Source organism: Fodinibius sp. (assembly GCF_034521915.1).
Taxonomy (GTDB): Bacteria; Bacteroidota; Rhodothermia; order Balneolales; family Balneolaceae; genus Fodinibius.
The window spans coordinates 526,620-542,271 of record NZ_JAXHLU010000004.1 but is presented as its reverse complement, the minus strand read 5'-3'; the positions used below and the strand labels follow the sequence as shown (position 1 = coordinate 542,271).

The following is a 15,652-nucleotide window of genomic DNA, read 5'->3' as shown; positions in this document are numbered from 1 at the left end:
AAAGCTCCTTCTCAACTTATTTTAAACAAACAACTAGTCTTCAAATACCCCTTAACAAGAAATCCGAAATAATGTTGTTTCTAACACCTCATTTATAGATTTTCACCTTTTGGAACAATTAAACCTTATTCCTCACAATTCATGGGCGAATCTCTCTTAATAGGAATAACAAGCATTTTAGTTTTTGGAATAGGCGCACAATGGGCTGCCTGGCGCTTTAAATTACCCGCTATTCTCCTTTTGCTTATTAGCGGAGTCCTTGCAGGTCCGGTTTTTGGACTCCTTGATCCCGATCAATTAATGGGTGATCTGCTTCCTCCATTCATTTCGGTATCTGTTGCTATTATTCTTTTCGAAGGAGGTTTAAGCCTTCGTTTTTCTGAACTTAAAGATATTGGCAGCACCGTTGGCAACCTTGTAAGTATAGGTGTAATCTTAACCTGGGGTATTACAGCCGTTTCGGCCTACTACCTTTTTGTATTTGATTGGGAACTTGCCATACTAATAGGGGCGATCCTCGTAGTTACCGGACCAACAGTTATCATTCCCTTGCTTCGTCAAGTTCGCCCCTCAGGACAGGTAGGTTCCATCCTAAAATGGGAAGGGATTGTAATCGATCCCATTGGAGCAATGCTTGCTGTTCTCGTCTTTGAAGTTATTTTAAGCACCAGCTTTTCAGCGGCTACCAGTGTTGCTGTAATAAGCATCATGAAAACAATCTTTCTGGGTACGCTGGTAGGTTTGGGCGGTGCCGCATTGATCTATTTTCTCCTAAAGCGTCACCTGTTACCCGATTATCTACAAAATCCAGTCAACCTTATGGTAGTTGTCACAGTATTCACCATTTCCAATATGATCCAACATGAATCGGGTCTCTGGGCTACCACCTTAATGGGTATCGCATTAGCAAATCAAAAAACGGCTCACATTCGTCACATCATAGAATTCAAGGAAAACTTGCGAGTACTCTTGCTTTCTGCTCTATTTATACTTTTGGCAGCCCGGGTAGAGTTGAGTAGCTTAATCCAAAATTTGAGCTGGGACCTGGCAGTCTTTCTTGCTATCCTCATTCTTGTTGCTCGTCCCCTTGGAGTATACATTTCTACATATTTTTCTGATATCAACTGGCGCGAAAAACTTTTTCTATGCTGGATGGCACCGCGTGGTGTTGTAGCAGCATCAATCTCTTCTATTTTCGCAATAAGTTTAACACAAAATGGTTTTGAACATGCCGATCAACTCGTACCTATTGTTTTCCTCGTGATTATCGGCACGGTCACTATTTACGGTCTGCCGGCAGCATGGGTAGCCCGTAAATTAGGTGTTGCCAAGCCGGTACCCAATGGGCTTCTAATTCTTGGGGCTCACAACTGGGCCTTAAAAATTGCCAAAGCAATTAAAGATGAAGGATTTAAAGTGTTAGTTGCAGATACGAACTGGAAATATATAAGCCAGGCGAAGTCTATGGGACTTGAAACCTACCACGGTAATATCCTATCAGAATTTGCCATGGAAGAATTAGATCTTGACGGCGTAGGACGAATGCTATCACTAACGCCCAATGATGAAACAAATTCATTGGCAGCTCTTCGGTTTGAAGATATTCTTGGTCGATCTCACGTTTTTCAGCTTGCCCCCAATACACAGGGCGAGATAGAAAATAAGGATATAACCAGCCATTTGAGTGGACGCATTCTATTTCATGAACGATTAAATTATGATAATTTATCACGCTTTTTTACAGAACATCCGGAAATCCAATCGAAAACATTTGATGAGGAAAATCCTGCTGGTGAATTTAAAGAGCAAATTGGAGAGCAATATATCCCCCTGTTCTTAATCGACTCAAATAACCAAATTCATCCCTATACGGTTAATAATCCGCCCTCACCCACTGCTGGCGATAAAGCATTTTATATCTATTTGGATGAAAAAACCCGACAACAAATAAAGCAGGAGAACCCATCTATTGAGGCTTCTGAACTCGAGTAGGTAAAATAAAATACTGAAACATATACTACCCATTTCGCCAATCCGTTTTATAAATAGGTAGAGGATTTTGTAAACTTAAATAGTGCAATTCAGTAAAACTCATTGTATCGTGTTATTGTAGTACCTACTTATGATTAACTAAATAACTATACCATGAAAAACTGGTTAGCAATATCATCGTTATTAATAATTGCTTTAACGCTTACTTTCTGTAGTAGCTCTCAGCAATCATTGTCCACAGAATCTTCTGATCAACAGCCAGAAACAGAGTATTCTGAATATTATACTTCTGCATTTCCGCACCGGGATATCAGTTCTCAATTAAAAGATGCTCAGCAATCAGTTGTACGAATTGTATCTACCGGATTTTATGACAATTATAGTTTTAGCGGAAAAGCTATAACACTGGCCGATATTAAAACCAACAAGCCAAAAGATATTGCTACATCTCGAACATCCGCTGAAGAAAGTACAAGCGGTACCGCTATTATCCTTGACCAGAATATTAACAACTCCCTGCTGATCACTTGCCAACATGCGGTCTTTTTTCCTGATACAATGATCACCTACTACGAAGGACCGGAAATACCGGATGAGACCTATATTGAATCTATCAGTATCAAAAAAAATCAAACCAATCTCGTTTATACTTCTACCGAATTACAACCATTCAAAGTTTTAGCTACAAATAAGCGTTTCGATCTAGCCCTTTTAAATGTTGAATTTGACCAAACAGGAAACTTGGACTTATATCCCCTTTCAGTTAAAGCAGGAAACAGTGATTTTCTACAATTGGGTTCATTGATTTATGTACTTGGTTTTCCAAAAAGCTATCCCATGGTTACCCGGGGGCTAGCCAGCTCTTCAGAAAGTTGGAATGATCGTTTTTTCGTTACTGATGCTTCCTTTAATCCAGGTATCAGCGGAGGATTGATATTAGCCAGCAATAATAATTTTAAGTCTTTCCAATGGGTGGGGATGGCAAGTTCGTCAACGGCTACCAGAGAACAAGTGCTTGTACCACGTCCAGAAAGCGACAACTATAGCCGAATAACACGTCCCTATTCCGATTCGGTTTTTGTACAACAAAAAACCCGTATTAATTATGGGATCACTCAAGCCATTCCCATCAACCAGGTAAAAGAGTTTTTGAGTGCCCAACAACCCCTTCTTGAAAGCAAGGGATTTAAACGACTATCCACACTGCAACGTTAAATTTTTGATAGTAAAATCATCTCTTCCCCATTTTTTACGCTCATAAACAAATTATCACTAAAAATTAGCAGTTGATGCGCATTCTCAAATTCGGCGGAACTTCAATGAGCGATGCAAAAACCTGGCAACAGGTAATTGATATTATTAAACGCTATGAATCTCCTTTTGTAGTCGTTTCTGCTACGGCTCGAACAACCCGTGAACTCATAAAAGCAGCAAGAACAGCCCTCGTTGATGTCGAAGAGGCTCATCGTATAGCATCAGACATCAAAAGGCGACACAAAGAAATAATTACGGTTTTTTTTGATGAACACCAGAGTGAGGAGTCCGTTTTGGACAATTGTAACAAATGGATAGATCAGCGTACTGAAGAATTGGAAACCCAGCTTGAGGCCATCAGCAGCGAACAGGAAATAACGGAACAAAAGAAGGATGCCATAGCCTCGATCGGAGAACAGCTCTCCTCTTACTTATTTGCCCAGTGTGCATCAGCTACAGGAATCGCTACCCAATGGATCGACGCCGCCGACATTATTCGCACTGACTCTGATTTCGGACAAGCCAATCCCGATGAAAATTATATTGCCAATCAAGCCCCATCCCTCAAAAAGTTAATTATAAAAGGTAACATTCCCGTTATGGGCGGTTATTATGGGATGGATAAAAACGGCCAAACGACCACGCTGGGATTCGAGGGCTCCGATTATTCCGCAAGTCTTATCGGTGCAGCTCTTGATGCCGAAGCCATTGAAATATGGACTGATGTAAGCGGAATTTATACCTGTGATCCCCGCTTTGTACCCGATGCACAACCAATCCCACAACTCAGTTTTCAAGAAGCCACCGAACTGGCATACTTTGGTGCCAAGGTTCTGCATCCCGCTACGACTAAGCCAGCCTCCAAAAAACAAATCCCCATATGGGTAAAAAATATTTTTGACCCTGATGAACCCGGAACCTGTATTTCTTCAGAATCTACAAAAAACGGACCAGTTAAGGCGATCACTTATAAACAAAATTGTACCATCGTTACGGTCACATCATCACAAACGGTAATGGGATACGAGTTTTTGGCGGGCGTTTTTGACATTCTGCGCTGGCACCATCTTGCTGTCGATGTTGTAACAACCACCGAGGCATCCGTTTCAATTGGTATCGAAAATGGTGATAATCTTGACAATGCCATTGAACAACTTAATAGCTATGGCTCGGTAGAGATATTAAACAATCAGGGTATTATCAGCCTGGTTGGCTGCAGCAACGAAAATTCCCTGGTTACAGATATTCTTTCCAAGGTTAAAAACGTACCACAAAATTTAATCTCCTATAGCAAGTTTAAAGGGAATCTCAATATTGTCGTTGATGAAGATCAGGTTCTTCCTGTTGTAAAAGATATCCATCAGAAACTATTCAGCTGATCACCTCTTTAGTATTTGTAACTTTTACAGCCTCAGAAGTTACTGTGGATATACCAGAGCACCTTTTCCATCTCTTCTTTTACGACAGATGAAGAACCCACATAATGATTATTCATAAAGCTAAAGTACAGCTTCTTGCCACTTTTAGTCAGTAAATAACCACTCAGTGAATGATTATTGCTGAGTGTGCCCGTTTTTGCAAAAACATACGGTTTTTCTCTGTCATCACGAGGGGCATACCAACTCCTGATTGTTCCCCGCTCTCCGCCTGCAGGGAGTAAATGAAACAACTTTTCATCATCGACAAACTCATTATCAATAGCCCCCAAGAGTCGGATCATGGATTTGGGTGTAAACATGTTATAGCGCGATAATCCCGATCCATCTACCCACTGCGGTTCTCTGGGCAAGAAATCCAAATACTCTTCCTTCATTTTTTCGATCACCGTTCTGGAATTCAGCGGCTTACCCAGCTCAGAAGCGGTTACCAGTAGCAACTGTTCAGCAATAAAATTATCACTGGGACGCAGCATACGCTTATAGGCCGTATCCGATTTAATGCTGTATATCTTTTGGGGAGATTCCGGACGCTCGATTTCCACATATTCAACTGTTTTGCCGAGAGTATCCGACAACATATCGGTAACTAATTCGGGGCTGTAATGAAACGGTTTATCAATCGTATAAGTATTGGTATCGGCCTCAGCTTTATAAGAAAATGTGTTGTCAGTCATACCGCGATGCAGAAAATCATCACGGTGTCCATTTTCTTTTACAAACGACTGAAAATATTTGGGAGAGACCGCCAGCCCACTATCGGTTTCAGCAATCTTGCGAAGTTCAATCTCCTGTATCGTAAACCTTGCTACATTCCCAAAAATAGGAAAAGGCACTTTTTCGGTCTGATAATAATATTGATAATCGCTCCAAGACCATCCCGGTCCCAGCAGCTCATCGTCAAAATTGGAATCGGAAAAATAGAGATCTTCATCCCGGTTTTTTAGAAACTCGTAGACCTTCTTGTTACCAAAATCGGGATGCAAAAACGAAGGATCACCCGTTCCCCAGAAAATCAGTGAGTCTCCGCGCACTTCGTATTCAAGCGCTTTTAACGAATCCGGCAGGAGTTTTAACCCGGTGTAAAAGGTAAAGAGCTTGGTATTGGAGGCCGGTGTAAAATAGCGATTGCCGTTCTGGCTGTGAATCATTGAATCGGTCTCCGGATCATAGAGGGCAAATCCCGTAAGATTTGCCGAAAATACCTGGGAAGTGTCAATCATTGTTGCCAGCGGGGTTGCTTCTTTTTGCTCAATTTTCGGGGGCTCTTCGGTAAGTTCCTCTGTAGATTGACATGCACTTATGCCCAATAATATTAGAAGCACAAACATTGAAATATTTGAACGTAACCAAACTCATAGATAATCTTTTTTATCACTTAATGTGAGTTCGAGATAAATTCCATCAAATAGAGTTCTTTACCCCTTCCTGTAGTCATGTCGAGCTTGCCGAGACATCTCATTCGTTGGTTGGAAGCAACGAAACAGGAGCCTTTACTACCATTAATGAGATTTCTCCACGTTGGTCGAAATGACAGGAAGGGGTATGGCGTCCTATGACCTTTGTAAACATTTTCTTATGTCGAACTCACGTTACTTACTTCGATTTTATTAATATCTATCCAATATTTTTTTTGAGGAAAACAAAATAACCCCGATTCCAATTATCTGATACGTTCGGGAGGTCCTTTTAAATTAAGATCGGCAACTTGATTTCGAACTTTTTCCATAAACTCTTTACCCGGATCTATTTTCTTCGTCCTATATCCGTCATCCTTTTCCTTCCAAAGAGGATGCTCCTCAAACAAAGTATATTCATAATGCCCAATCAAATACTCGATGTTATGCCTCTCGGTTAACTCTTGAATCAAATGGACATTCGCTTGCAACTGAGCATCCGTGAGCCGATTATTTTTCGTTCCCACATTTTCGATTCCGATAGCGGCATGATTTAGCCCAATTACGTGCCGGGCAAAAAGAGTATCCGGCAATAACTGATAGATTTCGCCATTCCGTTTCACCATATAATGGGCCGATACATTCAATGCACTTTCATCTTCAATATCTTTCCTTTTGGGATTAAGACGCGAATCGTAAAAGAAATCGTATGACTTTTCAAAAGTAGGAATAGCCGTCCAGTGCAGAACAATCATTTTCGGAGTGATGGTTGGCTTCTCTTGCTCCATCCCATATCGATTAGACAGATACTGTAGTGAAAGCTGTGCACGAGTAGAATCGAATTGAATAGGTTTCTGGTGAATTTTAAATGAGGGCTGATTCCCACATCCCGCGAATATAACCGATATTAATAAAAGGGATATTGAGAAATATTTTATCATTTGATTTGAAATTAGATGTTAGAAAAATAAGCCGGCACTTGTATATCAAGCATCGTTTTAAGTCCTGGTGAAGCGTGGCATATGGTGCGTATTGCATTCACAATAATAGCAGAAGTTGCAATGTCTCCGTTGATTCCTCCCGGAATTGTTGATTTAAAATCCGGCACTCCGGAAATAGTCACCGTATCGTGCGGTTCTTGAATTCCGACGGCAGCCTTAAAAACAAGTACAATTACTTCGTTCCCGTCGATGTATCCACGAGCTACTTGCTCTACACCGGCAATCTGCTCTTCACTTACATTAATTTTGCCATTTTGAATTGCCTTATCAGCCTTTACAGGCACAAGTGTTTCCTCAACGTTATCCAACGTCCAGTTCATACCATCCGCAATCATATACACCGACTCTTTTAGCCCGACATGACGAATAGAGTGTTCTTTTTCCTTGAACTCTGATTCGGTAAGGCCCACTCCAATTTTATCTCGAAACGGCTTCCTGCGCGGCTCTGCGTTCTGAATACGCTCTACTTTGATATGCTCAACATTTCGACAAACCGATGTCAGAACCGATGGCAGATAATCCATCAAAAAGCCCGGGTTTACACCCGTTCCAACACAAGCAATCTCTTTTTGTTTGCAATAATTATCAATGCTTTGAGCAAGCTCGGGCTGCGTTTGCCAGGGATGTGAAAGCTCCTCGCACGTTGATACGACATCCAAATCATAATCAGCAGCCTCTTTGATTTGAGACTCCATCTTTTGCAGAGATGAAACCGTCGAGATCACCGCTAAATCAGCACTATCAGTTGCTTCGCAGGATTCCAGATTCGGCGAAATTCTGATCCCCAACTCCTCAATACCGGCAAATAATCCAACATCATTGCCGACTTTTTGAGGATCGGGATCCACTGCTCCCACAATTGAAATTCCTTTTCGTTCAACAAGATAGCGTGTTAGTTGTTGGCCGATGGGGCCAAGTCCTAATTGAATGATATTGAGCATAAAAAGGTGCTAAATAATTTTATCGAACAGCTGGTTCAAGCGTTTTGATGATTCCTTTCGTAGCATCGATTTGAGCCTCTACGCCAATAGGAACGGTAAATTTCTTACTGATATGTCCAATCATGGCCCCCGACCATGCTGGAATGTTCAGCGGCTCAATATGATGGTCAAAAACTTGGTCAAGGGTAAAACTCCCATACCCACTTCCGGGATTACATTCTGTACATTTACCAAATACAAATCCATTAATTTGATCCAGAATACCCGCTAACTTCATCTGCGTAAGCATTCGATCTACCCGGTAAATACCCTCATTCACATCTTCTAAAAACAAAATTGCATTATCCCAATCCGGCAGAAAATCTGAGCCAATAATTGTTGTTAACACCGTAAGATTTCCTCCCATTAACGGGCCTTTAGCTTTGCCCTTGCGAATTGTTGATACCCTGTCATCAATTTGGGTCAGTGTATCTTCAACTTTTTGGGGATTAATCATCTCTACTGTCTTGCCTTCCATCAAAATAGATTTAAAGTAATTGACGGAAAAATCCTTCCACTCCGATGTTCCTACGGGACCATGAAATGTTACCAGACCTGTCTTTGCATGAAGAGCCAAAAGCAGAGAGGTTACATCACTATAGCCAATGATAACTTTAGGATTTTCAGAAATCATCTCATAGTCCAAGTAAGGCAAGATTCGGCTGCATCCCCACCCGCCTCGGGCACAGACAATGCCATCAATTTTAGGATCGGAAAACATTTTATTGACTTCTTGAGCCCGTAATTTATCCTGCCCGGCAAAATATCCCCACTGATCAGTCACATGATCGCTGATTACCACATTAAAGCCCAAGGCTTGCATCGACTCTTTCATGATTTCGATTTTTTCTTCCCCGTAAACAGGGGCAGCCGGACTCACAATCCCAACAGTATCTCCCTTACTAAGCCGTTTAGGTTTTACAATATTTTGTGGACGGAATAGCCCCGTAACGGCATTATTAAAAAAAGGGGCAAAAGCCGATAGCCCTAACACTTTTAAGAAATCTTTTCGGCTGCTCATTGAGTAACGAATTTATAAATTAAATTTGAAATATCTGCGAATGCAGATATCACATTCTCTCTGTTGGGAGCATTTTTAGAAAGTAATACCAGCACATATTTTCGCCCATCGGGCAGTATAACGAGCCCCGAATCGTGCTGTACTCCTGTTATCCAACCCGTTTTGTGTGCAACTTCTACATTATTTGGAAGCTTGGCAGGAATCATCTCATTAAATTTCTGTTGTTTCAGAATCTCGATCATTTCCTTTGAAGCCTCTTCGCTTACCGCCTGTCCACGGCCCAACCGCACGTAAATTATCGATTCATCCAAAACTGTTGTACGATTACTTAAACCCCGTTCATATGCTTTAATATCCTCGACCCCCCGCAACACCTTAATGCTGTCAGCCCCATAACTGCGCATCGTTTGTGTTACGTTTTGGGCGCCCACTTTTTCTATGAGAATATTCGTTGCCAGATTGCTACTCATCGTAATCATATCATCGATAAGCCGGCGAATAGTACGCTTTTTACCGACCTTCTTGTACAATTCACCTTCGCTATCCTCACTGATATCCATCTGATAACGGCTGCTGTCGACAATACTTCGGAACTCATTTTTTACTTCAATGGAATCATCTAATGAAAACTGTCCGGCCTCAGCCTGTTTGAAGAGCTCAATCATTACTGGCGTTTTCATTGTGCTTGCCGCATGAAACATCTCCCGCTCATTAATCAGAACACTCTGGCTGGAATCATCTATGTTTTTAAACGCTACCGCAAAATCCCCTTCTAATTCTTGCAGTCTTTCCTGGATATCAGATTTTAATTCAGAACTGTTTTTAGGAACCTCCTGCTGCTTACAACCAATAATCATCCCAAAACAAAGAAAGGCTATAAAAAAATAACGTACTTTATCTACATCCATACTACAAAAAAATATTTTTCTCTTAATCTGGAATAGAAATGGTAAAGCTCTTATTCGAGGAAGAGCTTTACCATAGTGATGAATACTTATCTTTTTGAGATCACTTAATAACAGTGATATTTATAGGTCCAGCCGCGAAATTATCCGCCTCAACATTGGTCATTGACAATCCATTCTGGTTGACAATTTCGACTTCCAAATTAATCTGTGACGGATCATTCGGTACCGTTGGAATCTGATATTCAATTCTCAGCGAGTCAGTCTGACTTGCTTCAGAGAACGTTGCCTCATCGGGAGAAAACCGACTGTATACCTGTTGAGCACTCTCGTTAACAACAGAATCGCGCAGTACAATCTCCTCTATTGGGTCTTCTGACCAAAACAGAAGATCCAATTGTACAACTTCCCCTTCATTATATTCATCCTTTAAATTTTCAATTTCGAAGTCAGAAATATTCGGATAATGCCTGCCCGTCTCCTCAATATTATCTTTTAACCAATTATCTTCCTTAAGACAAGACATTAGCAAGAGACCAACAGCTACAAACAGAACTAATTTCTTTATAATCGCTAGTGTTTTCATAATCTGATATTCTTTTTAATTAGTTATAAAACCACATTGGGGTTCCAATATCTTTTTGTGCCTTTCCGACTTCTTCTGAATTACGACTTAACTCAGAACTCGGATAAACAGCTCTTTGAATCCACTCACCGTTTAATTTGGGATTATGATTAGCAGGAAGTTCTAAGTCTTTGAAAATCGCATTATCAAAATCGTAGCGACGATAATCATTATACACTTCAGGATTTAAAAACAGAGCTTTAAACTTTTCTTTCATGATAAGCTCCATCGTTAAATTCGCCGGTCCAACATCTACACTGGGTGCATTCATGTAATCATCTCTTTCAGGTTCTGGAACTCCAAGTTTATCCATGTTGGCCTGTATGCCATCCATGTAGGCATTATAAGCTTGTTGTGAAGCTCCGGTAGCCGAAGCGTTTCCGCTATTAAATGCTAGAAATGCAGCTTCTGCTTCGATGAACTTCATCTCAGCATAGGTCATCATAATGATGGGGGCATCTGCCCTTGAATGGAAAGTTTCGTCAGTAAAAACGGTGTTAGAACTATTATCAGGAGCATCATTGTTTACCCCAAAGTTACCACTCTCACTTCCATAATATTCGGCATTACCACCGTTGCTTGCAATGATCGGAAGGCGGGGATCTTCTTCAGGGTATGTCTCACCATTCATCATATCGATGAGCTGATCTGCATGATCAGGTGCGGGGTTACCAGTTTGCGCTGCCAGATAGGCACTAGTGTGCCAGGGATTAAGATTTTTATCGGTATTATATGCTACTTGAAAATCATCAGCATTACTGGTATATGCATTTGACAAAGCCGAAAGTGCCTCATTTGCTGCTGAAACCGCACCTTTCTCGGTCAGATGAATCGCATTTCGAGCCTTTAAAGCATAAGCAGTTTTAATCCACTTAGAGATATCGCCTCCGTAAATTAAGTCATCACTACCCGGGCCATCTAATCCAGATGGTGATGATTTTTGAAGTTCTGCAATACCTTCATCCAAGAGTGTTTGAATATCTGAATAAATTTGCTCTTGTGAATCGTAACTCGGAGAAAATTCACCCTCTTGGAAGGCTTCTGACCACGGAATATTTTCCCAGGCATGTGTGGCCAAACTTAAGTTATATGCCTGCATTACTTTCACAATACCTAAGTAGTGTGAAGCACCGGCATCAGTCGCTTTTTGCTCCATTACATCCAAGTTATTAAGCGTTGCCAGATAAATTTCTGTCCAAGCTCCATTCAACGAGGTCTCTTGCTGAGCAATATCGGACGTGAAAGAAATATGTTGAGCATATCTGGAAAAAGTAAAAGCAATATTGTAATGAGCTTCACTTGTTGATACTAATACCGGAGGCAGTAAAGCCTCTAACCCGATATCATCTTTAAAAACCCTGTTTGGGTCTTGATTAGTGTCACCACCCAAATAATTTTCGCATGCTGCAAAGGCGAAAACAATCAGGATACTTGCTAAGATCGAAATATATTTTTTTGATCGTATCATGGATATTCTCACTTAATTTAAAACTTAAGATTCATGCTGAAGGAAAGACTGCGTGTAGGTGGTATATTCAAACCCGTAAATCCATAAGTGTTTGAACCAGCAGCGTATTGTTGTCCTTCAGGATCGAAACCTCTGAATGGCGTATTCAAAAATAGGTTCCTCCCCGTCACACTAAATGATGCAGATGTAATCGGCAAGGTTTCCAGTATCTCGGATGGCAAGTTATAGGAAATACGAGCCCTTCGCAGCCGAATCCAAGAAGCATCCTGAACAAGTACTTCTGAAGCCCTGTTGAAGCGCGTAGAACTTCGGTAAAATCCTTGTCCCAGTCTCACAGGTGTTTGATTCACTGAACCATCGTCCTTCACGCCTTGGAAAATGACTTCATCATTACGCCATTTCGTGAGTTCAATAATACCATTTCTGATACTGTTTCGCTGGCCGGAATCATAGGCATCAGCCCCCCATCGAACCTCTAAAAGGAACGATGCAGTAAAATTCTTGTAATTAAATGTATTGGTAATACCACCTTGCCAGTCCGGCAATGCATTGCCGACTTTAACCAAAGTATCCGTGTTAATTGTCGGCAATCCGTCGTCTGCAATAAGCAACTCACCATTATCGTTGTATTCAAACTTATATCCATAGAGATCTCCCATTTCTCCCCCCTCTTGGATACGGTTGACAACACCGGCAAAACCGCTGTTAGCAAATTCAATAACATCGAGTCCTTCCGGCATTTCTGTCACTTCACTGGTAACCGATGACCAATTTACTGAGACATCCCAGCTGAAGTCTCTTCGTTCAACAGGAGTACCATTTAATAGAACCTCTACTCCTCGACTCTCAATTTCACCCGCATTGGTGGTGAATCTTGACAAACCAGAGGGATTACTAACCGGGAAGGCCACAATCTGATTTTTACTTGTCTGGTTGAAGTATGTAAGATCTAATCGAAGTCGATTGTTGAAGAATCGAAGATCAGTTCCTACTTCAATTGAAGTGGTAATTTCAGGTTTCAGATCCGGATCACCGGCCTGGGTATCTTTACTAAATCCACCGGTTCCACTAAATGGAAAGTTCGAAGCTCCTTCGAAATACTGTCCTACACTGTAAGCGGGGGCATCTTTCCCGACCTTGGCCCAAGATAATCGCAGCTTCCCAAAAGGGAGTATATCACTATCAGAAAGTCCCAAATCCTCCGTAAAGACATATCCAAGACTTGCTGAGGGGTAGAAAAAGGATCGATTATCAGCAGGCAATGTTGAGGACCAGTCATTTCTTCCGGTGACGGTTAGGAAGTACGTGCCATCGTATTCTAACTTGGCATCAGCAAAGACACCTACTAACCGTCTCTGGAACCCACTTTCACTAGTAAAAATGTTAGTAGTGTTCGCCAATGAACGGAAACCAGGGATATTCAAACCTTCACCGCGGGTGTTTAAGCGATCAGAATTAATATCCGTTACCTGATTACCCAATACCAACGATCCTTTCAACTTGTCTGTAAAACTCCTGTTAGCTCTCAAGTAAAGGTTGGAGTTCAATTGTCGATAGTTTATTTGTTCTTTAACAAGAAAACCATCAACCTGAGTACCGACATCCAAATTTGGTGGAACAAAGCGCTCACGGGAATCATTGTAGTAATCGGCTCCAAATTTATAATCGAGCGTTAACCAATCCGTGATATCAAAACTAACTCCTAAATTACCCAGTACACGATTCACATCATCTTCAAGTGTACTGTTATGGGCGAAGTAGGTAGGATTATCAATGAAGCCTGAGTTAGGATTACTTCTAAAACCAGAATAGTTTTTCTGATCTCCATCCGGAAATTTATAATCGGTTATATCGTTTGAAGAAGTCCAATAACTCAGTGAACTCATGATGGACTTATCGCCTCCGGTTGGCCTCACACCTCCGGAGTTTGAATAATTCACTGATCCGGAAATATCAAAACGATCTGAAACTTTGTGAGACCCCGTCAATTTGAAGGTCGTTCGATCCCAAGTTGTATTCGGAACAATTCCCTCTTCATTAACATTAGAAACCGAGCTGAAGTAAGTAGTATTTTCATTACCGCCGGAAATGCTCAAGGAATTGCTGTAATTCGTTGCTCTTCGAAAGAATCGCCGATAGTTATTCCAAATTTTAGAAGATTCATTTGTAGGCGGTCCATATTGCCAAAATTCGAATGAAAACTCTCTATACGGCAAAGCTCCATAATAGCCGTGCTGAAAATCATCTTGGATTTCTGGCACTTTATTTACCTCACTGACTCCAATAGAGGCATTATAATTTACTTGTGTGCGACCCGATTGCCCTTTCTTGGTAGTTATTTCGACAACACCATTTGCGGCCCTCTGTCCATAAAGTGCCGTAGCCGATGGACCCTTAAGGATTGATATATTTTTGATGTCATCGGGATTGATATCTGCACCACGATTGGAAAAAGAAAACTGTTCTGCACTACCCGGAGAGTTTGTTCCTTCACTGGGTAATACATTACCATATGTTGTTTCATTACTCACCGGTACACCATCTATCACAAACAGCGGTTGATTGTCCCCACTGGGACTTAGTGATGAAATCCCTCGAATGGTGATATCCATTCCTGCACCTGCAGCACCACTCGTATTTTGAATATTGACACCTGCAAGTTTACCCTGTAAAGCACCGATGAGGTTTGATTCACCGCTTTCCGCTATTTCATCACCAGAAATCTCTTGTACAGAATAACCCAGTGACTTTCTTTCTTGCTCAATACCAAAGGAAGTAACAACCACTTCGTCAAATTTTTGAGCCTCAGGTGATAAAGCGACATCAACTGTAGTCCGCCCTCGGATCGGCACTTCCTGATTGGCATAACCTACAAAAGAGAAGACAAGCGTATCTGATTCGGAGGGGACATTCAGGGAATATCTTCCATTTTTGTTAGTAGATGTACCAATAGTTGTACCCTTTACATACACATTCACTCCGGGCATAGGTTCATCAGTTTCAGCATCGGTCACCGTACCTGAAATTTCTTGCTCAAACTGTATTACCAGTGGTGGAGGATCCGGACGCTCCCGTAATATAATTTCTCTCGTTTTAGAGATAACAGCCTCATAAGGAGTATTGTTAAGTACTTTTTGTAAAGCGTTAGCTACAGTCACGTTTTTCATGCTAACGGTTATTGGCTGCCCTAACGAAAGCATTTCGGCATTATAAGCTATGCCCAAATTCGCTCGTGATACGATGTTTTCCAGCACTTCTCGTATCGGTGCGTTCTCTACGTCAACTGAAATTATACTCTGTAATTCCGGAATACTGTCGGAATACTTATTAACCGAGTAAAAAGACTTGGTATTAGACTCATTTGCAGCAGACGTAAGATACTGTCCCTGAGCATCGGTCGTATATGCCTGACTTACTGGCGAAACCAATAATACCGCCAGACACCAGAGCACCGACTTTGATATAATATGCAATAACGATTCTTTCATAGAACCTCCGTTTGGATTGATTATTTATTAAAAAACTATCGCTTTTGAGTTATCAAGTTTTCTGTTTTAGTGAAACCGGTTACAA

11 protein-coding genes are annotated in these 15,652 nt (G+C 41.2%); 3 read left to right on the top strand and 8 right to left on the bottom strand.

The window, feature by feature from the left end:
* The first annotated feature begins 141 nt into the window (after positions 1-141).
* From U5J89_RS05045 to U5J89_RS05035, 3 genes are all read left to right on the top strand, one after another.
* Positions 142-1,992, top strand: coding sequence for a sodium:proton antiporter (locus U5J89_RS05045; protein ID WP_322574518.1), 1,851 nt, complete (start codon positions 142-144; stop codon positions 1,990-1,992).
* Positions 1,993-2,145: 153 nt separating this feature from the next.
* Positions 2,146-3,207, top strand: a complete 1,062-nt coding sequence (locus U5J89_RS05040) for a serine protease (RefSeq protein ID WP_322574517.1) — start codon at positions 2,146-2,148, stop codon at positions 3,205-3,207.
* 74 nt (positions 3,208-3,281) lie between these two features.
* Positions 3,282-4,625, top strand: coding sequence for an aspartate kinase (locus tag U5J89_RS05035; RefSeq protein ID WP_322574516.1), 1,344 nt, complete (start codon positions 3,282-3,284; stop codon positions 4,623-4,625).
* Positions 4,626-4,657: 32 nt separating this feature from the next.
* On the opposite strand, the gene U5J89_RS05030 is transcribed toward U5J89_RS05035, so the two are convergent.
* The 8 genes from U5J89_RS05030 to U5J89_RS04995 form a co-directional block, all read right to left on the bottom strand.
* Positions 4,658-6,007 (bottom strand): D-alanyl-D-alanine carboxypeptidase/D-alanyl-D-alanine-endopeptidase, encoded by a 1,350-nt coding sequence (locus tag U5J89_RS05030; protein ID WP_322574515.1) that lies wholly within the window; start codon positions 6,005-6,007, stop codon positions 4,658-4,660.
* 338 nt (positions 6,008-6,345) lie between these two features.
* Positions 6,346-6,867, bottom strand: a complete 522-nt coding sequence (locus U5J89_RS05025; RefSeq protein ID WP_322574514.1) for a peptidoglycan recognition family protein — start codon at positions 6,865-6,867, stop codon at positions 6,346-6,348.
* 164 nt (positions 6,868-7,031) lie between these two features.
* Positions 7,032-8,021: a hypothetical protein gene (locus U5J89_RS05020; protein ID WP_322574513.1), complete on the bottom strand. Its 990-nt coding sequence runs from the start codon at positions 8,019-8,021 to the stop codon at positions 7,032-7,034.
* A gap of 19 nt (positions 8,022-8,040) precedes the next feature.
* Complete coding sequence (locus tag U5J89_RS05015) at positions 8,041-9,081, bottom strand: LD-carboxypeptidase (protein WP_322574512.1); 1,041 nt, start codon at positions 9,079-9,081, stop codon at positions 8,041-8,043.
* Positions 9,078-9,989 (bottom strand): serine hydrolase, encoded by a 912-nt coding sequence (locus tag U5J89_RS05010; protein WP_322574511.1) that lies wholly within the window; start codon positions 9,987-9,989, stop codon positions 9,078-9,080. Before U5J89_RS05010 ends, U5J89_RS05015 begins: the two co-directional genes overlap by 4 nt.
* Before the next feature lie 100 nt (positions 9,990-10,089).
* Complete coding sequence (locus U5J89_RS05005; RefSeq protein WP_322574510.1) at positions 10,090-10,572, bottom strand: hypothetical protein; 483 nt, start codon at positions 10,570-10,572, stop codon at positions 10,090-10,092.
* A gap of 19 nt (positions 10,573-10,591) precedes the next feature.
* On the bottom strand, positions 10,592-12,079 hold the full coding sequence (locus U5J89_RS05000; protein ID WP_322574509.1) for a SusD/RagB family nutrient-binding outer membrane lipoprotein: 1,488 nt from the start codon (positions 12,077-12,079) through the stop codon (positions 10,592-10,594).
* A gap of 17 nt (positions 12,080-12,096) precedes the next feature.
* A complete protein-coding gene (locus U5J89_RS04995) occupies positions 12,097-15,567 on the bottom strand; it encodes a SusC/RagA family TonB-linked outer membrane protein (RefSeq protein ID WP_322574508.1) in 3,471 nt (1,156 codons plus the stop codon).
* Positions 15,568-15,652 lie beyond the last annotated feature (85 nt).

Excerpts from the sequence above, each read along its gene's own strand:
- U5J89_RS05000 (WP_322574509.1), bottom strand. The coding sequence starts at position 12,079 with ATGATACGATCAAAAAAATATATTTCGATCTTAGCAAGTATCCTGATT.
- U5J89_RS05025 (WP_322574514.1), bottom strand. The coding sequence starts at position 6,867 with ATGGAGCAAGAGAAGCCAACCATCACTCCGAAAATGATTGTTCTGCAC.
- U5J89_RS05035 (WP_322574516.1), top strand. The coding sequence starts at position 3,282 with ATGCGCATTCTCAAATTCGGCGGAACTTCAATGAGCGATGCAAAAACC.
- U5J89_RS05040 (WP_322574517.1), top strand. The coding sequence starts at position 2,146 with ATGAAAAACTGGTTAGCAATATCATCGTTATTAATAATTGCTTTAACG.
- U5J89_RS05020 (WP_322574513.1), bottom strand. The coding sequence starts at position 8,021 with ATGCTCAATATCATTCAATTAGGACTTGGCCCCATCGGCCAACAACTA.
- U5J89_RS05005 (WP_322574510.1), bottom strand. The coding sequence starts at position 10,572 with ATGAAAACACTAGCGATTATAAAGAAATTAGTTCTGTTTGTAGCTGTT.
- U5J89_RS05015 (WP_322574512.1), bottom strand. The coding sequence starts at position 9,081 with ATGAGCAGCCGAAAAGATTTCTTAAAAGTGTTAGGGCTATCGGCTTTT.
- U5J89_RS05010 (WP_322574511.1), bottom strand. The coding sequence starts at position 9,989 with ATGGATGTAGATAAAGTACGTTATTTTTTTATAGCCTTTCTTTGTTTT.
- U5J89_RS04995 (WP_322574508.1), bottom strand. The coding sequence starts at position 15,567 with ATGAAAGAATCGTTATTGCATATTATATCAAAGTCGGTGCTCTGGTGT.
- U5J89_RS05045 (WP_322574518.1), top strand. The coding sequence starts at position 142 with ATGGGCGAATCTCTCTTAATAGGAATAACAAGCATTTTAGTTTTTGGA.